The sequence below is a fragment of the Skermanella rosea genome (assembly GCF_016806835.2).
Taxonomy (GTDB): Bacteria; Pseudomonadota; Alphaproteobacteria; order Azospirillales; family Azospirillaceae; genus Skermanella; species Skermanella rosea.
Genome location: NZ_CP086111.1, coordinates 4378677 through 4396563, shown reverse-complemented (window position 1 = coordinate 4396563; position 17887 = coordinate 4378677). Strand labels below are relative to the sequence as shown.

General features: G+C 68.8%; 13 protein-coding genes. 10 read left to right on the top strand and 3 right to left on the bottom strand.

Annotated elements, in window-relative coordinates; translation table 11 throughout:
• Positions 1-121 precede the first annotated feature (121 nt).
• The 9 genes from JL101_RS20545 to JL101_RS20505 all read left to right on the top strand — a co-directional run bounded on the left by JL101_RS20545 (position 122) and on the right by JL101_RS20505 (position 11598).
• A complete protein-coding gene (locus JL101_RS20545) occupies positions 122-1357 on the top strand; it encodes an aspartate kinase (protein ID WP_203096627.1) in 1236 nt (411 codons plus the stop codon).
• A gap of 99 nt (positions 1358-1456) precedes the next feature.
• Positions 1457-2560 carry an NAD(P)H-dependent flavin oxidoreductase gene (locus JL101_RS20540; protein WP_228435017.1) on the top strand — a complete coding sequence of 368 codons (1104 nt, stop codon included), beginning with the start codon at positions 1457-1459 and terminating at the stop codon, positions 2558-2560.
• Positions 2561-2701: 141 nt separating this feature from the next.
• Entirely contained in the window at positions 2702-4954 is a 2253-nt protein-coding gene (gene ptsP / locus JL101_RS20535; protein WP_228435512.1) for a phosphoenolpyruvate--protein phosphotransferase, read from the top strand.
• 115 nt (positions 4955-5069) lie between these two features.
• Positions 5070-6341: a helix-turn-helix domain-containing protein gene (locus JL101_RS20530; protein WP_203096584.1), complete on the top strand. Its 1272-nt coding sequence runs from the start codon at positions 5070-5072 to the stop codon at positions 6339-6341.
• A 133-nt stretch (positions 6342-6474) separates the two neighbouring features.
• Positions 6475-7635, top strand: a complete 1161-nt coding sequence (gene ispG / locus JL101_RS20525) for a flavodoxin-dependent (E)-4-hydroxy-3-methylbut-2-enyl-diphosphate synthase (protein WP_203096585.1) — start codon at positions 6475-6477, stop codon at positions 7633-7635.
• Positions 7636-7677: 42 nt separating this feature from the next.
• Positions 7678-9018, top strand: coding sequence for a glutamyl-tRNA reductase (gene hemA / locus JL101_RS20520; RefSeq protein ID WP_203096586.1), 1341 nt, complete (start codon positions 7678-7680; stop codon positions 9016-9018).
• On the top strand, positions 9015-10076 hold the full coding sequence (gene prfA, locus JL101_RS20515; RefSeq protein ID WP_203096587.1) for a peptide chain release factor 1: 1062 nt from the start codon (positions 9015-9017) through the stop codon (positions 10074-10076). Before hemA ends, prfA begins: the two co-directional genes overlap by 4 nt.
• On the top strand, positions 10073-10957 hold the full coding sequence (prmC, locus tag JL101_RS20510; protein ID WP_228435015.1) for a peptide chain release factor N(5)-glutamine methyltransferase: 885 nt from the start codon (positions 10073-10075) through the stop codon (positions 10955-10957). The genes prfA and prmC overlap by 4 nt, the downstream gene beginning before the upstream one ends.
• 296 nt (positions 10958-11253) lie before the next feature.
• Complete coding sequence (locus JL101_RS20505; protein WP_407697340.1) at positions 11254-11598, top strand: DUF4167 domain-containing protein; 345 nt, start codon at positions 11254-11256, stop codon at positions 11596-11598.
• A 37-nt stretch (positions 11599-11635) separates the two neighbouring features.
• On the opposite strand, the gene JL101_RS20500 is transcribed toward JL101_RS20505, so the two are convergent.
• A complete protein-coding gene (locus tag JL101_RS20500; RefSeq protein ID WP_203096589.1) occupies positions 11636-12397 on the bottom strand; it encodes an MOSC domain-containing protein in 762 nt (253 codons plus the stop codon).
• 258 nt (positions 12398-12655) lie between these two features.
• Positions 12656-13135 (bottom strand): NUDIX domain-containing protein, encoded by a 480-nt coding sequence (locus tag JL101_RS20495; protein WP_228435013.1) that lies wholly within the window; start codon positions 13133-13135, stop codon positions 12656-12658.
• Between the two features lie 211 nt (positions 13136-13346).
• On the opposite strand from JL101_RS20495, the gene clpB reads away from it, so the two are divergent.
• Positions 13347-16007 carry an ATP-dependent chaperone ClpB gene (clpB, locus tag JL101_RS20490; protein ID WP_203096591.1) on the top strand — a complete coding sequence of 887 codons (2661 nt, stop codon included), beginning with the start codon at positions 13347-13349 and terminating at the stop codon, positions 16005-16007.
• A 111-nt stretch (positions 16008-16118) separates the two neighbouring features.
• Here clpB and JL101_RS20485 read toward each other — a convergent pair whose 3' ends face one another.
• Positions 16119-17624 (bottom strand): M23 family metallopeptidase, encoded by a 1506-nt coding sequence (locus JL101_RS20485; protein WP_228435012.1) that lies wholly within the window; start codon positions 17622-17624, stop codon positions 16119-16121.
• Positions 17625-17887 lie beyond the last annotated feature (263 nt).

The window sequence follows — 17887 nt, the reverse complement described above, 5'->3', positions numbered from 1 at the left end:
AAACCGGTCCCCGATCGATCCCGGCGGATCGGTCCGGATGCGTGATCATCAGATCCGTTTTGAACTGGGGCAGGGCCGCCGGGCAGCGGGCAGACTGGTCAGGTGGTGGGGCTTCAAGGCAATGGCGCGGATCGTTTTGAAATTCGGCGGCACATCGGTCGGCGACATCGACCGCATCAAGAATGTGGCGCGCAAGGTTAAGGCGGAAGTCGACGCCGGCCATCAGGTCGCGGTCGTCGTCTCGGCCATGTCGGGCGTCACCAACAAGCTGGTGGAATACTGCGCCGGCATCAGCCCGCTGCACGACGCGCGGGAGTACGACGCCGTCGTCGCCTCGGGCGAGCAGGTGACCAGCGGCCTGACCGCCCTGGCATTGCAGGAACTGGGCATTCCCGCGCGATCCTGGCAGGGCTGGCAGATCCCGATCCGGACCGACGACGTGCATGCCAAGGCGCGCATCTGCTCGATCGAGACCGGGGAGCTGGAGCGCCGGCTGTCGACCGGCGAGGTCGCCGTGGTCGCGGGCTTCCAGGGCGTGTCGCCGAACGGCCGGATCGCCACCCTGGGCCGCGGCGGCTCCGACACCTCGGCGGTGGCGCTGGCCGCGGCGCTGAAGGCCGACCGCTGCGACATCTACACGGACGTGGACGGCGTCTACACGACCGACCCGCGCATCGTGTCGAAGGCGCGCAAGCTGTCCAAGATCACCTACGAGGAAATGCTGGAAATGGCGTCGCTGGGCGCCAAGGTGCTCCAGACCCGCTCGGTCGAGATGGCCATGAAGCACGGCGTGCGGGTGCAGGTGCTTTCCAGCTTCGAAAAGGCGGCGGGCAGCGAGCTGCCCGGTACTCTGGTTGTGGACGAGGACGAAATCGTGGAACAGGAACTGGTCAGCGGCATCGCCTACAGCCGCGACGAAGCGAAGATCACCCTGATCGGCGTGGCCGACCGCCCCGGCGTCGCCGCCGGCCTGTTCGGCCCGCTGGCCGACTCGTCGGTCAACGTCGACATGATCGTGCAGAACGTGTCGGAGGACGGCGCCAGCACCGACATCACCTTCACGGTGTCGAAGGGCGACCTGGAGCGGGCCCGCAACGTGCTGGAGGCCGCCAAGGGCGAGCTGCAGTACCGCCGCCTGCTGGCCGACAGCAACGTCGTCAAGGTGTCGGTGATCGGCGTCGGGATGCGCAGCCATGCCGGCGTCGCCCAGCGCATGTTCAAGTCGCTGGCCGAGAAGGGCATCAACATCCAGGTGATCTCGACGTCGGAGATCAAGGTCAGCGTCCTGATCGCGGAGGAATACACCGAGCTGGCGCTCCGCGCGCTCCATACCGCCTACGGGCTGGACGCCGCCTGACCCGCGCGCCCGACCTTGGCCCCCGATCTGGTCCCGCCGACCCGAGCTGCCAACCTGTGCCGCCGACCGTGAGAGGGTGAGCCCGATGAAGGCCCTGCCATGACCCAAGCTCCAGCCCCGATGCCGGCCGAAGACCCGACGCGCGCCGCGCGCGCCCGACTCGACCGCCTGTGGAGCCGGGGACGGGCCTTCCTGGGCACCGATCTCGCGGTGCTGGGCGGCGCCATGACCTGGGTCTCGGAACGGCACCTGGTGGCCGCGATCTCCAACGGCGGGGCCTTCGGCGTGATCGCGTCCGGCTCCATGGGGCCGGAGCAGCTCGATGCCGAGATCCAGGGGACCAGGGCGCTGACCGGCCGGCCCTTCGGCGTCAACCTGATCACCCTGCACCCGCGCCTGGACGAGCTGATCGATGTCTGCGCCGACCACCGGGTCGGGCACGTGGTGCTGGCCGGCGGGCTGCCGTCGTCTGCCTCGATCCGGCGGATCAAGGAGCGCGGAGCCAAGGTGGTGTGCTTCGCGCCCGCCGCCTCGATCGCCCGCAAGCTGGTCAAGAGCGGCGCCGACGCCATCATGATCGAGGGGATGGAGGCGGGCGGCCATATCGGGCCGGTGTCCACGTCGGTGCTGGCGCAGGAGGTCCTGCCGGTGGTCAGCGACGTGCCGGTCTTCGTCGCCGGCGGCATCGGCCGGGGCGAGGCCATCCTGTCCTACCTGGAAATGGGAGCGGCCGGGGTCCAGCTCGGCACGCGCTTCGTCTGCGCCACGGAGTCGGTCGCCCATCCGCGCTACAAGCAGGCCTTCATCAACGCCGCGGCGCGCGACGCCGTGCCGTCCGTGCAGATCGACCCGCGTTTCCCGGTGATCCCCGTCCGCGCCCTGACCAACGAGGGGACCCGCCGGTTCCAGGCCTTCCAGGCGGAGGTGATCGAGCGGTTCAACCGGGGCGAGGTGAGCCAGAAGGAAGCCCAGCTCGAGATCGAGCATTTCTGGGCCGGCGCGCTCCGGCGCGCGGTGATCGAGGGCGACGTGGAGAACGGCTCCCTGATGGCGGGCCAGAGCGTCGGCATGGTCACCCGCGAGCAGCCGGCCGCGGAGATCCTGCGGGAGCTGGTCGAGCAGGCCCTCCGCGCGCTGGAGGCGCGCTCCGGTGCCTTCGGGAAACCGGAGAGGCGAGACGTCATACCCGGGGCGGCGGAATAGATGACTGACGCTCCGGGGCAGGGAACCCCGGCGCGGGATGCACCGGGATCGGGCCGGTCCATGGGCGACGCCATGGACAGTGGAACTCAGGGCGACAGGACCCGGGACCACGGAACTTACGGGACGGAACAGGGAGCGACCATGCCCGGTATAACGTCTCGGCGCCTGTTGGCGCGGCTGCGCGACGTGATGGCCGGTTCCGGCTCGGCGCAGCACAGGCTGGACAAGATCGTCACGCTGATCGGGGCGGAGATGGGAGCGGATGTCTGCTCCTGCTACGTCATGCGCGCCGGCGACATCCTGGAACTGTTCGCCACGGTCGGCCTGAACCAGTCGGCCGTCCATAAGACCCGGCTGCGGGTCGGGGAGGGGCTGGTGGGCGACATCGCCGCCCATGCCCGGCCGGTGGCGCTGGCCAACGCGCCGTCCCATCCCAATTTCGCCTACCGTCCCGAAACCGGGGAGGAGGCTTTCCTGTCGCTGATGGGCGTGCCGATCCTGCGCGGCGGGCGGGTGCGCGGCGTGCTGGTGATCCAGCACAAGGACAAGCGCGTCTATTTCGAGGAGGAGGTCGAGACCCTCCAGACCATCGCGATGGTGGTGGCGGAACTGACCGCCGGCGGCGAACTGGTCAGCCAGCAGGAGATTTCGGCGGTCGCCGACGCGGCCCTGCTGCCGACCCGGTTCGACGGCGTCAGCCTGAACCGCGGGCTCGCAATGGGGCTGGCGGTGCTGCACCGTCCGCAGCTGACCATCCGGCAGATGGTGGCCGAGGATCCCGACGTGGAGATCGAGCGGTTCCGCAAGGCGCTGGAGGGGATGCATACCGCGCTCGACGACCTGCTGCGCGTCTCCAGCGTCGAGGGCGGCGAGCACCACGACATCCTGGAGACCTACCGGATGTTCGCCGAGGACCGCGGCTGGCTGTCGCGCATCCGCGAGGCGATCCGGAACGGCCTGACCGCCGAGGCGGCGGTCCAGCGGGTGCAGAACGACACCCGCGCGCGCATGAGCCAGATGCACGACCCCTATTTCCGGGAGCGGCTGCTCGACCTGGACGACCTGACCAACCGGCTGCTCCAGCACCTGGCGGGAAAGGAGTCGCTGGCGTCGGCCAACCTGCCGGACGACGTCGTGCTGGTGGCCCGCTCGATGGGGCCGGCCGAGCTGCTCGACTACGACCGGCGCCGGCTCAGGGCGCTGGTGCTGGAGGAGGGATCGGCGTCCAGCCACGTGGCGATCGTCGCCCGGGCGCTCGACATCCCGGTGGTCGGGCAATGCACCGACGTTCTGACCCGGATCGAGCCGCTGGACCAGCTGATCGTGGACGGCGACAACGCCCAGGTGCTGGTCCGCCCGGCCGAGGACATCCAGGACGCCTTCCACAACAGCATGACGGTGCGCGCTCAGCGCAAGCGCCTCTATGCCGAGACGATCAACCAGCCTGCGGTATCGCTGGACGGCGTGGAGGTCTCGGTCAACCTGAATTGCGGGCTGCTGATCGACCTGCAGCACCTGGACGATACCGGCGCCGACGGGGTCGGGCTCTACCGGACCGAGATCCCCTTCATGATCCGGTCGGAATATCCCGGTGTGGAAGCCCAGACCGAATTGTATGGGCGGGTCCTGGAACTGACCGGCGACCGGCCGATCGTGTTCCGCACGCTCGACGTCGGCGGCGACAAGAGCCTGCCCTATTTCGCCGACCAGGAGCAGGAGAACCCGGCCCTGGGCTGGCGCGCCATCCGCATCGGGCTGGACCGTCCCGCCATGCTGCGCCAGCAGCTTCGGGCGCTGCTGCGCGCCTCGGGCGGCCGGGACCTGCGGGTCATGTTCCCGATGATCAGCGAATGCGCCGAGTTCGAGGACGCCCGCGCCGTGCTGGATCTGGAACTGGACCGGCTGGTCAGGCGCGGCGGCGTTCCGCCGGCCCGCGTGCTGGTCGGGGCGATGCTGGAGGTTCCCGCCCTGGTCTGGCACCTGCCGGCGCTGCTGCCCCGGCTGGACTTCATCTCGGTCGGGTCGAACGACCTGATGCAGTACATGTTCGCGGCCGACCGGGGCAATCCGCGGATCAATACCCGGTACGACCCGCTGTCGCCGCCGATGCTGACCATGTTCCGCCATCTCGTCTGCCTGTGCGAAGGCGCCGGCGTTCCGATCAGCGTGTGCGGCGAAATGGCCGGCCGGCCGCTCGACGCCATGGCCCTGCTCGGCGTCGGATTCCGCAGCCTGTCCATGTCGCCGCCGGCGGTCGGCCCGGTCAAGACGATGCTGCGCAGCCTGAACGTATCGCAATTACGCGAGTATATAGAAACCCTCTATCCTGTGCGCGATCACAGCCTGCGGGAAAAGCTTCGTTCATTTGCGATAGATCATGGTGTCATGATCTAATTCATTGCATTCCGCTCGGAAAGTTTGTTACAACTTCGGCGACAGTGACGGGGCGGTTTGCGTGACTTCGCCTGCCGCCTGATCATGGACCCAGTGCGGGAAGACGGCTGACGGTATGGGCGACACCAGACCTAGGAAACTCCACATCGTCGAGGAAGGCCGGAGCGGGCAGGGATCCGCGCCCCGCGTGTTCCAGGGTTCCGACGAACCCCGGGTCGGCGACGTGCTGCGCAGCCGCCGCCTCTCGCTCGGCTACGACCTCCAGGAGGTCGCAGTGGCCCTGCGCATCCGCTTCGCCTATCTGGAGGCGATCGAGGAGGGGCGGTTCAACGATCTGCCCGGCGCAACCTATGTGTCCGGTTTCCTGCGCACCTATGCGGAGCATCTCGGGCTCGATCCCCAGATGGTGCTGCGCCGTTTCAAGGAGGAAAGTTCGGGCGCGCTGACCGCCAAGCCCGAGCTCTACCTGCCCAAGCCGGTCCCGGAAGGCCGCATCCCCGGCGGAGCGCTGCTGCTGGTCGCGGTGCTGCTGGCCGGCGCCGCCTATGGCGGCTGGTATTATGTCAATTCCACCGGACGCGACCTGGTCGACCTGGTGCCCGAACTGCCGGATCGGATCGCCAGCGCGCTGAACGTCGCGCCGGCCGCACCGCCTCCCGGGCTGGTCGTTCCGGTCACCCCGTCGGAGCCCGGCCCGGCCGCGCCCGACAGCCGGACGGCCGAAGCGCCGCCCGCGGCGGCCATCCCGGCTCCCGCGCCGGCGGCCCCCCCGCCGACGCCTCCCGACGCGGCTCCCCAGACCGCTCCGCCATCCATGGCGGTGGCGCCGGCTCCTGCTCCCGCCCCGTCGTCCGCGCCCGCCGCCACCGTGGCTGCCGCGGAGGAGGCCGAGGAGGAGGAGGAGAGCCCAATCGTCGAGTCGACCCCGATCACGCCGCCGAACGGCGATCCCCGCGCCGCGCAGGCGTCGGAGACGGGCGCCCGGCCCTCCGCCGCTTCGCCCGCGATCCCCGCTCCCCCGGCCGCGCCCGGCCAGGTCGCCGCCCTGCCGATGCCGCCGGCGCCTCCGGCCGCTCCGGAAGCGGGGCAGGGGGATGCCCGGATCTACGGGGCGATCAACGGGCAGTCGCGCATCCAGATCCGGGCGACCCAGGACAGTTGGATCCAGGTACGGGACGGAACCGGCGACCTGCTGATGACCCGCGTGCTCCGCCCCGGCGATGTCTACCGCGTGCCCGACCAGCCCGGCCTGCGGATGGTCACCGGCAATGCCGGCGGCCTGATGGTCTCGGTCGACGGCGGGCAGGGCAGCGCCCTGGGCGCCCAGGGGCAGGTGATGCGCGACGTCCAGCTCGACCCGCAGCGGTTCGCCGCCGGGGTGCGCTGACCCGAGGGACTTGCCCCGGACTTGCACTTGACCGGGGGCATGCGCGTCCGCACTTTAGCGTGAGGCGTCCCTGCGTCTGCCCATATGTCCGCGCCCGTCCGGGGCGCCTGTAACCATTGTCGAAAGCCAGTCCATGACCGTCCGACCCTACCGCCACATCGAGCGCCGCAAGAGCCGCCTGATCCATGTCGGCAAGGTTCCCGTGGGCGGGGATGCGCCGATCTCGGTGCAGACGATGACCAACACGCTGACCACCGACGTCAAGGCCACGGTCGAGCAGATCCAGCGGATCGAGCAGGCCGGCGCCGACATCGTCCGCGTCTCGTGCCCCGACCAGGAATCGGCCCTGGCGCTGAAGCAGATCACGCGGGAAATCACGATCCCGGTCGTCGCCGACATCCATTTCCACTACAAGCGCGCGATCGAGGCCGCGGAGAACGGTGCCGCCTGCCTGCGCATCAACCCGGGCAACATCGGCTCGGCCGACCGGGTGCGCGACGTGGTGAAGGCGGCCAAGGACCATGGCTGCTCGATCCGCATCGGCGTCAATGCCGGTTCGCTGGAGAAGGACCTGCTGGAGAAGTACGGCGAGCCCTGCCCGGAGGCGATGGTCGAGAGCGCCCTGGACCATGCCCGCATCCTGGAAGACCACGACTTCTTCGACTTCAAGATCAGCGTCAAGGCGTCCGACGTGTTCCTGGCGGTCGCGGCCTACCAGGGGCTGGCGGAGGCCTGCGACTATCCCTTGCATATCGGCATCACCGAGGCCGGCGGCCTGCGGGCCGGCACGGTCAAGTCCTCGATCGGCCTGGGGATGCTGCTGTGGTCCGGCATAGGCGACACCATCCGCGTCTCCCTGTCGGCCGACCCGGTCGAGGAGGTGCAGGTCGCCTACGAGATGCTGAAGTCGCTGAACCTGAGGCGGCGTGGCGTCACGGTGATCTCCTGCCCCAGCTGCGCCCGCCAGCAGTTCAACGTGATCAAGACCGTCGAGGTGCTGGAGCAGCGGCTGGCCCACATCACCACGCCGATGACCGTGTCGGTGATCGGCTGCGTGGTCAACGGGCCGGGCGAGGCGCGGGAAACCGACATCGGGTTCACCGGCGGCGGCAGCAACACGCATCAGGTCTACATCGCCGGCCAGCCGGACCACCGGCTGAAGGACGAGGACATCGTCGGCCATCTCGTCGGCCTGGTCGAGAAGAAGGCGGCTCAGATCGAGGCCGAGAAGGCCGAGGCCGCCCGCATCGAGGCTGGGAAGGCCGAAGCCGCCGCCGCGGAGGCGGCCGAGTGACGGCGGGCCGGCGCCGCCCAGATCTACCCTGACGCCCCCGCCATGCCCGCATCCGGGGGCCATGCGTCGTCCGAACTGGTGCTGGTCGGCGCCAATCACCGCTCCAGCTCTGGAGCGGTGCGCGACCTGATCTGCACCGAGGGGACCGAGGTTCCCGGCGTGCTGGCCCGCCTCCGGGCGGCCGGGCTGACCGAGATGCTCTGGCTGTCCACCTGCGACCGGGTCGAGGTTCTGGCGGCGTCCTGCGATCCCGCCGCCGCCGCCGCGGCCGCCGCGTCGGCGCTGGCCGAGCGTGCCGGCATGACCGCCGAGGCCCTGGCGCCGGAGCTTTATACCCTGACCGGCGGCGACGCGGTCCGCCACCTGTTCGCCGTCGCCTGCTCGCTCGACAGCCAGGTCGTCGGGGAGCCGCACGTGCTGGGGCAGGTCAAGGCCGCCCACCGGGCTTCGGTCGCCGCCCATGCGACCGGGCCGGAGCTGGAGGCGGTGCTCCAGGCGGCCTACGCCGCGGCCAAGCGGGTCCGCACCGAGACCGCCATCGCGGAACGTCCCGTATCGATCGCCGCCGCCGCGGTCCAGACCGCGCGCGACATCCACGGCGACCTGGACCGCTCCGCCGCCCTGCTGATCGGGCTGGGCGACATGGGCGAGCTGATGGTGGATGCGCTCCGCGAGGCGGGGCTGCCCCGCCTGACCGTCGCGGCCCGGGTCGATCGGCGGGCGGAAGCGGCGGCCCGGCGGCTGGGCTGCCACCATGTGCCGATCGACGATCTCGACACGGCGCTGGTCTCCGCCGATATCGTCGTGACGGCGGCGGGGCTCGGGCGCTATATCCTGTCTGCCGACCGGATGGAGGCGGTGTTGAAGAAGCGCCGCCGCCGCCCGGTCTTCGTGATCGACACGGCGATCCCCGGGGACGTCGATCCGGCCGTCGGCGGTTTGGAAGGCGTCTTCGTCTATGACCTTGCCGACCTGGAGCGGGTCGCCCTGGAGGGCCGCGCCACCCGCGAGGCCGCGGCCGCGGCCGCCTGGGCGATCGTCGACCAGGCGGTCGCCGCCTTCGCCCGGGGCCGGGCGGAGCGGGCGGCGGTTCCGGCCGTGGCGGCCCTGCGCGGTCATTTCGAGGCCGTAAGGAGCCGCCTGCTGGCCGAGCATGCCGGCGCCGATCCGGCCGAGGCGACCCGCCTGCTGGTCAACCGGCTGCTTCACGACCCGTCGCAGGTGCTGCGGGCCATGGCGGCGTCGCACGACATGGAGCAGGTGGAGGCCGAACGGCTGCTGCGCCGGCTCTTCCGCCTGGACGGGGCGGAGAACGCCGCCGCCGGCGCTGGATTTTCGACTGCGGGCCCCGTTCCGGGGCCCAGTGAGGGTGAGGTACGGTGAGTTTCGAGGATATGTTCAACCGCGTCGCCGCGCGCCATGACGAGCTGCGCGACGCCCTGGCCGGCGGTCAGGTTGATGCCCAGGCCTTCGCCCGGATGTCGAAGGAATACGCCGAGCTGACCCCGATCGCGGAAGCGATCGCCGACCTGCGCAAGGCCCGGGCCGAGCGCCAGGACCTGGCGGCCATGCTGTCCGATCCCGAGATGAAGGATCTCGCCGAGGCCGAGATCCAGGCGCTCGACCGCCGCCTGCCCGAGCTGGAGCGGGGCATCCAGGTCCTGCTGCTGCCCAAGGACGAGGCCGACGCCAAGAACGCGATCCTGGAGGTGCGCGCAGGCACCGGTGGCGAGGAGGCGGCCCTGTTCGCCGCCGAGCTGTTCCAGATGTACCAGCGCTACGCGGCGCTGCGCGGCTGGCGGTTCGAGACCATGGACGTGTCCGAGACGGGGATCGGCGGCTACAAGGAGGCGACCGCCTCGATCAGCGGGCGCAGCGTGTTCGCCCGGCTGAAATACGAGAGCGGCGTCCACCGGGTCCAGCGGGTTCCCGCGACCGAGGCCGGCGGCCGCATCCATACCTCCGCCGCCACCGTGGCCGTCCTGCCGGAAGCGGAGGAGGTGGATATCCAGATCGACGAAAAGGACCTGCGCATCGACGTGTTCCGCTCCAGCGGGCCGGGTGGCCAGTCGGTCAACACCACCGACAGCGCCGTGCGGATCACCCATCTGCCGACCGGCATCGTCGTTTCCCAGCAGGACGAGAAGTCGCAGCACAAGAACAAGGCCAAGGCCATGCGGGTGCTCCGCTCCCGCCTTTACGACGCCCAGCGCAGCGCCCTGGACGCCGAGCGCGCCGCCAACCGCAAGAGCCAGGTCGGCAGCGGCGACCGGTCGGAACGCATCCGGACCTACAACTTTCCCCAGGGCCGCGTGACCGACCACCGGATCAACCTGACGCTCTACAAGATCGACAAGGTCATGGGCGGCGAGGCCCTGGACGAGGTAATCGATCCCCTGATCGCGGCGGACGAGGCGGAGCGCCTCGCCGAACTGCAATGACCGCTCCGGCCGCGCCGGGGCTGTCCGGGACGCCGATGCTCCGCGAGGTGATGCGCCACGCCGAGGGCCTGCTCCGCGAGGCCGGTATCGACACGCCGGAACTGGACGCCCGCCTGCTGACGGGGGCCGCGCTGGGCATGACGCGCGAGCACATGCTGATCCATGCCACGGCGCGGCTGAACCAGCCCCAGGTCGCCCGCGTCCTCGGCTTCGTCGCCCGGCGGGTGGCGCGCGAGCCGGTCTCCCGCATCCTGGGCCGGCGCGAGTTCTGGAGCCTGGACTTCACCCTCTCCCCCGCGACCCTGGACCCGAGGCCCGATTCCGAGACGGTGGTCGAGGAGGCCCTGGCCGGCGTCCAGGACCGGCAGGCACCCCTGTCGATCCTGGACCTCGGGACCGGCACCGGCTGCCTGTTGCTGGCCGTCCTCAGCGAACTGCCGAGGGCGACGGGGCTCGGCGTCGACCGCTCGGAGGAGGCGGTGGAGACGGCCTCGGCCAACGCCCGGCGGCTCGGACTGGGGCAGCGCGCGCGCTTCTCCACAGGGGACTGGGCTTCGGGAATCGAGGATCGTTTCGACCTCGTGATCTCCAATCCGCCCTACATCCCCGATGCCGACATCGAAACCCTGGCCCCGGAAGTCACCCGGTTCGACCCGCCGGGGGCATTGGCCGGCGGCCCCGACGGGCTGGACGCCTACCGCACCATCGTCGCGCAACTTCCCGGGGTGCTGAAACCGGGCGGGCGAATCATCTTCGAAGTTGGATTCGGCCAATCAGCCGACGTGTCGGCCCTGCTCGGGGCGGCCGGATTCGGGCGGATCGGCGCGCGCAAGGATCTCGGAGGCGTGGAACGCGCGGTTTTTGGCCATTTGGACGCGTGATTCCGCGTTTGCACACAAGAAAGGGGTTGGATTGCAGTCGTTTCCCCGCTAGGGTCTTTTACTACGAAGGACCGCAGCATGTTTGGCGCGGCCTGCGTGATAAGAACCCCCGATATTCCACCGCGCAGCATCGCTCCGCGGGTGCTTGGTAGCCCGTGTGATCGCCGCCAAGCTGGATCGGGGCGCGCAAATCTCAAAGTGGGGCTCGTAATAGCCGAATGAGACAAGGACCAAACACCAGGCGTTCTCGCGGCCGGGGCAGCAACAATGGTGGCCGTCGTCAGAACAATGTTCCTTTGCGCCATCAGACTTTCGACAGCAACGGTCCCGATGTTCGCATCCGAGGCAACGCTTTCCAGGTATATGAAAAGTATCTGGCGCTAGCTCGGGATGCACAGACTGCCGGTGACCGTATTGCGGCAGAAAGTTATTTTCAGCATGCCGAGCATTACTTCCGCATCATCGGCCTCATCAACGAACAGAGCGGCGAAAACCAGCGCGGCCGCGAGGGCCGCAACGGCAATGGCGCGCCGAATGGGCACGGCGGCGCCAATGGCAACGGCCAGGACCAGTTCGGCGATGACCAGGACGACGATGAAGACGCCGATGCGGAGGACGAACGCGCTCAAATGAACGCGTAACGCTGCTTGCTCCCATGGATCGGGGTCGGCCGCGGCCTCAATCGATCAGGCGGACCGGATCGCCGGACGCGATCCGTCCACCCTGGATGACCCGAGCATAGACACCGCAGTTGCGGTGCGAATAGCCCCGTTGGAGCTGAAGCGGAATATTGATGTCCCGCGTTGCCGTGGCGGGGTTCACCTCGGTCGCGGCACAGCGGCCGATCTGTTCTTCCACTTCCAGCACCGCATCGCCGATCGCGACGGAGCGGCCGACCCACTTAGCCTCGGCCCAGGGCTCCAACCCGTCGAGCAGCAGGTTCGCCCGGAACCGGACGGGATCGACGGGGGCCTGGACGACGCGTTCTATGTCCTGGACGCTGGCCAGGTTCAGGATCGAGACGTACTTCTCCGGCGTATCGCTGAACATGACTCCGGGCGCCTCGACCAGGCTCGGCGTTCCAGGCGCCTCTCCCTTCATGTAGGCCGCGAAGAACTGGTTGATCAGCAGCCGTCCCATGCCGCTGGTGATCTGTCCGCGGGCCACCTGCCTGCCCTTGCGGCGCACCGTCAGGATGCCGGTCGCGGAGTCGTAGTCGGTCTCCAGCGCCGCCAGCCTTTCGTTCTTGGCCAGCATCAGGAAATCCCTCTTGGGGCGCCACTCCGGCGCCGTCGGGTCGAAGCTGGAAGCTCCGTGGCTGATGGCGAACCGCCGGTCGTCCGGAAGTCCTTCGCCGGGCGCGAGGGCGACCTCGTCCAGAGCCTGGGCGCTCAGTCCCTTGACCGGATAACGATATATCTTCGCAACTGCGGTATTCATGCCTGATGTTATGCAGATGGGACAGGGGTGCGTCAATCCCACGATGGGATGCGGCCGGCCTGAGAGGGCGCGTGTTTCGGATCCGGAAATTTTCAGGTCTGCATGAGAATGCGAACGATTTGCATTTGCAGGAGGCTCCGGATCGGCTATAAACGCTTCCAGCCGGTCACACACTCTCTCCTGTTCCGTGATCCGAAACCTCGCAGACTGGTCCGGCCGCCCCCGCCATCCCTCGGCGGGGGTATTTTTTTGGCCGCCTCACCACAAATCGGAGGGCTCGGCGTCCCCGACCAGTTCGGCGAGCCGCCGGCGCGTCGCCGGAGTCGTGTCGCGGGGCAGGGCGTCCAGCGCGAAGAAGCGGCATTCCACGATCTCCAGCCCGTCGACCTCGGGGCCGCCACGCCACTCGTCGACCACGAAGACGCTGACATGATCGCTCGATCGGTGCCGGAACCGGGCATAGAGCCCGAGCATGCGCGCGGTCCCGACCACCTCGACCCCGACCTCTTCCCGGACCTCCCGCGTCATCGCCTGGCGGACCGTCTCGTTCCGGTCGACGCCTCCGCCTGGGAGGTGCCAGCCGTCGACATAGCTGTGGCGGATCATCAGGACCGCGCCGTCCGCGTCGCGGATGATGGCGCGTACACCCATGGTCAGCGGCCTCGCGACGGTCAGCCAGCCGACGCGCGCCAGATGGGCGGTACGGAGCAGGCCGGACTGGGCCAGAAGCTTCTTCACGCGGCTGATCTCCTGGATGGACGGGGGCCATGGGGCTGCTGGTGACGCTTCGGCAACATAGGCATCGGATGGCGAAATGCCCACTCCTGCCCGCTTGTGCGCCGAATAACCCCTCGCCATATAGGGTTCAGCATCCTCCTGGATCGCACATCAGTGGGTCGGAATTCGGTCGTGCTGCCTGGCGGGCGACCGGTAGACTAGGAGCGTATTCATGGACTTCGAGAAATACACGGAACGGTCCCGCGGCTTCGTGCAGGCCGCCCAGGGTCTGGCGCTGCGGCGCGGACACCAGCGGCTGACCGCCGAACACCTGCTCTGCACCCTGCTGGAAGACAAGGAAGGCTTGGCGGCCAACCTGATCCGCTCGGCGGGCGGCGACCCGGCGCGGGCACTTTCCGCGGTCGAGGCGGAACTGAACAAGCAGCCCAAGGTCGAAGGGGCCGGCGCCGGCCAGATCTATCTGGCACCCGAGCTGGCACGCCTCTTCCAGACCGCGGAGGAACTGGCGACAAAGGCCGGCGACAGCTTCGTCACCGCCGAGCGCCTGCTGCTGGCATTGACCATGGCCGAGGGCAGCCCGTCCGCCAGGATCCTGAAGGATGCCGGCGTCACGGCGCAGTCGCTCAACCAGGCGATCAACGCGATCCGCAAGGGCCGCACCGCCGACAGCGCGTCGGCCGAACAGGGTTACGACGCGCTCAAGAAATACGCCCGCGACCTGACGGAGGCTGCGCGCGAGGGGAAGCTCGACCCGGTCATCGGCCGTGACGAGGAGATCCGCCGCACCATCCAGGTCCTGGCCCGGCGCACCAAGAACAACCCGGTCCTGATCGGCGAACCCGGCGTCGGCAAGACCGCCATCGTCGAAGGGCTGGCGCAGCGCATCGTCAAGGGCGACGTGCCGGAAGGCCTGCGCGACAAGCGCCTGATGGCGCTCGACCTGGGTGCCATGGTGGCGGGTGCCAAGTACCGCGGCGAATTCGAGGAACGGCTGAAGGCCGTCCTGCAGGAGATCACCGCCGCGGCCGGCGAGATCATCGTGTTCATCGACGAGATGCATACCCTGGTCGGGGCCGGCAAGGCCGACGGCGCGATGGACGCCTCCAACATGCTGAAGCCGGCGCTGGCGCGCGGCGAGCTGCACTGCGTGGGTGCCACGACGCTGGACGAGTACCGCAAGCATGTGGAGAAGGACCCCGCGCTGGCGCGGCGGTTCCAGCCGGTCTTCGTCTCGGAGCCGACGGTCGAGGACACCATCTCGATCCTGCGCGGCCTGAAGGAGAAGTACGAGCTTCACCACGGCGTGCGGATCACCGACAGCGCGATCGTCTCCGCGGCCACCCTGTCGCACCGCTACATCACCGACCGGTTCCTGCCGGACAAGGCGATCGACCTGATCGATGAGGCCGCGTCGCGGCTCCGGATGGAGGTCGATTCGAAGCCGGAAGAGATCGACGAGCTCGATCGCCGGATCATCCAGCTCAAGATCGAGCGAGAGGCCCTGAAGCGGGAGAGCGACCAGGCGTCGCGCGACCGGCTGGAGAAGCTGGGCACCGAACTGGACGAGCTGGAGCGCAAGTCGGCCGACATGACGTCGCGCTGGATGGCGGAGAAGGAGCAGCTGACCGGCGCCCAGAAGCTGAAGGAACAGCTGGACCACGCCCGCGTCGAACTGGAGCAGGCCCAGCGCAACGCCGACTGGACCAAGGCCGGCGAGCTCGCCTACGGCGTCATTCCGGAGCTGGAACGAAAGCTGAAGGCTGCCGAGGAAGTGGCGGGCAACCGGATGCTGAACGAGGAGGTGCGCGACGGCGACGTCGCCGGTATCGTCAGCCGCTGGACCGGTATCCCGGTGGACAAGATGCTGACGGGCGAGCGCGAGAAGCTGCTGGCGATGGAGGACCGCCTGGGTACCCGGGTGATCGGCCAGGACGAGGCGATCGTCGCGGTCTCCAACGCGGTCCGGCGCGCGCGTGCCGGCCTTCAGGACCCGAACCGGCCGATCGGCTCGTTCCTGTTCCTGGGTCCGACCGGCGTCGGCAAGACCGAGCTGACCAAGGCGCTGGCCGAGTTCCTGTTCGACGACGAGACCGCCATGATCCGGCTCGACATGTCGGAATACATGGAGAAGCACGCCGTCGCCCGCATGATCGGCGCGCCTCCGGGCTATGTCGGCTATGAGGAGGGCGGGGCCCTGACGGAGGCGGTCCGGCGCCGGCCCTATCAGGTCATCCTGTTCGACGAGGTCGAGAAGGCGCATCCCGACGTCTTCAACGTGCTGCTCCAAGTGCTGGACGACGGTCGCCTGACCGACGGGCAGGGGCGTACGGTGGACTTCCGCAACACCCTGATCGTCATGACTTCAAACCTCGGGTCGGAGATCCTGGCGAACCAGCCGGAGGGGCAAGACAGCTCCGCCGTGCGCGACGAGGTGATGGAGATCGTCCGGGCGTCGTTCCGGCCGGAGTTCCTGAACCGGCTTGACGAGATCCTGCTGTTCCATCGGCTGAGCCGCAGCCACATGGGCGGCATCGTCAAGATCCAGTTGGGCCGCCTGCGGCGCATGCTGGCCGATCGCGACATCGAACTGGCGATCGACGACAAGGCGCTCGCTTGGCTGGCCGATGCCGGCTACGACCCGGTCTACGGCGCCCGGCCGCTGAAGCGGGTGATCCAGCGGGCGCTGCAGAACCCGCTCGCCACGATGCTGCTGGAAGGCCGTATCGCCGACGGGCAGACGGTCGAGGTCAGCGCCGGCGAGCACGGCCTGATGATCGACGGCGTTCCGGCCGATACCCAGGCGACCGCCGGAGCCGCGGCGGCGGGCGCCCCCGGACGCTCCGGCTGGAGCAACAGGCCGACCGTCCACTGACCTACCCTGTGCAAGCCCCCTCCCGCCGGCGCGGGAGGGGGCTTTACTTGAGGACCGGCGCCATGACGGGCCGGCCCTTCGTCCAGGTCAGGTCTTTGCCGCAGGGACTCTTCAGCAGCTCCGCTCGCCGCGGCAGGACTGCGGATGATCGTCGCCGCTCGCCCCGGCCGTCTGGGCGACCTGCGCCGCGCTTTGCAGGTTTGCGACGAACTGCCGGTCGGACTCTTCCACATGGCGCCTGAAGGCGGCCAGTTCGGCGCCCTGCAGGGCGATGCCTGTCGGCAGATCGACGCTCATGGGATTGACCTGCCGGCCGTTGCGCAGGACCTCGTAATGGAGGTGGGGGCCGGTGGAGCGGCCGGTGTTGCCGACATAACCGATGATGTCGCCCTGTTTCACCCGTCCTCCGCGGCGCATGTCCGGGCCGAACTTCGAGAGATGCGCGTAGGCGGTCGCCATCTGCTGGTTATGCTTGATGCGGACGTAGTTGCCGTAGGATCCCTTGCCGCCGATCTCCTCCACCACGCCGTCGCCGGCCGCGTAGATCGGGGTACCGCTCGGGGCCGCGAAGTCCATGCCCGCGTGCATCTTGCTGAAGCCCAGGACCGGGTGCTTGCGCATGCCGAACTTGGAGGAGACCCGCGCACCGTCGATCGGCGTGCGCAGCAGCGCCTTGCGGATGCTTTCGCCCTTCCGGTTGAAGTAGTCGACCACTCCGTCGCGGGTCTTGTAGCGGTACAGTTCCATGCGCCTGCCGCCGAGCGTCAGGGCCGCGTACAGGATGTCGCCGTCACGGGCGGCGGCTCCGCTGTCGGTGAAGTAGCGTTCGTACATCACCTGGAAATCGTCGCCGGGCTGGATATCGCGCTGGAAGTCGACGTCGTAGGAATAGGCCCGGATCATCGCCGCCATGACCGGGATCGGCACGCCGACGCTGGCTCCCGCTTCGAACAGGCTGGAATCGATCACCGCCGAAGCGGCGGCCTTGCGTCGCTGGAGTTCCTTGTCGATGGAGACCGCTTCATAGGCGTCGCCGTCGAGGCGCGCGACCGAAACGGCCCGGTCCACGCCCGGCTCCAGTTCCAGCCCGACGAACCGACGGTCCGATCCCGCTTCCTGCTGGAACAGCAGCGCTATTTCCTGACCGACCTGCAGCCGTCGCGGGTCGAAGACGCTGCGGAGAGCCTCGATGGCGTCATGGGCGTCCAGGCGGGGAACGGCGGCATTGACCAGCAGCTCCAGGAGCGTGTCGCCCCGGCCGACCTCGACCACTTTCCGGTCAATATCGGCAAGCAGTTCCGTCTGCCCGTCGTCCGGCAGCGGCTCGCCCAGTGCCTGTGCCACGGTCTGCCCGGCATCCTTGGAAGGGCTGTCCTCCCGGTCCGAGGCGCCCGGTGCGTCCGGCTCGTCGGCGGTCGTCGCGGTGACGAGGTTCAGCCGGGCGATTTCCCGGTCGAGATCGACCGGATGGGCCGCCGAAGTCCCCGACGGCGGCCGTTCAGCGGCGCCTGAGCGGGCAGGGTGATTGTAAGGATACTCCCAATCCGCGGAAGCGAGGGAGGGAATGCCTGCCAGACAGACGGCGAGGGCGGGTATGGCGGCAACCCTTAGACGCACCGGGTGTCCTCCTTGCTGCTACCGAGCGCCCGGGGTTCGGCTCTCGAAAATGGGGAAAGCTCAGGTTTGACGAAGCTGTCGACCGACCATGCGCGAGAGGAGTATCCCTGTCAACGGCGCAGGAATACCGAATCGCCCTTGGCGAGCTTTTCTTTTTAGTCAAGCGGAAAAGCCTCCGGAGGCACCTTAAAGTCGGAACGCAAGGGGCTGATATCGTACGACTTTCTTGCGATCTGTTGCGTCGCGAACCGATCAACGAAGCG

Excerpts from the sequence above, each read along its gene's own strand:
- JL101_RS20500 (WP_203096589.1), bottom strand. The coding sequence starts at position 12,397 with ATGAATACCGCAGTTGCGAAGATATATCGTTATCCGGTCAAGGGACTG.
- hemA (WP_203096586.1), top strand. The coding sequence starts at position 7,678 with ATGCCCGCATCCGGGGGCCATGCGTCGTCCGAACTGGTGCTGGTCGGC.
- JL101_RS20540 (WP_228435017.1), top strand. The coding sequence starts at position 1,457 with ATGACCCAAGCTCCAGCCCCGATGCCGGCCGAAGACCCGACGCGCGCC.
- prmC (WP_228435015.1), top strand. The coding sequence starts at position 10,073 with ATGACCGCTCCGGCCGCGCCGGGGCTGTCCGGGACGCCGATGCTCCGC.
- JL101_RS20545 (WP_203096627.1), top strand. The coding sequence starts at position 122 with ATGGCGCGGATCGTTTTGAAATTCGGCGGCACATCGGTCGGCGACATC.
- clpB (WP_203096591.1), top strand. The coding sequence starts at position 13,347 with ATGGACTTCGAGAAATACACGGAACGGTCCCGCGGCTTCGTGCAGGCC.
- ispG (WP_203096585.1), top strand. The coding sequence starts at position 6,475 with ATGACCGTCCGACCCTACCGCCACATCGAGCGCCGCAAGAGCCGCCTG.
- ptsP (WP_228435512.1), top strand. The coding sequence starts at position 2,702 with ATGCCCGGTATAACGTCTCGGCGCCTGTTGGCGCGGCTGCGCGACGTG.
- JL101_RS20530 (WP_203096584.1), top strand. The coding sequence starts at position 5,070 with ATGGGCGACACCAGACCTAGGAAACTCCACATCGTCGAGGAAGGCCGG.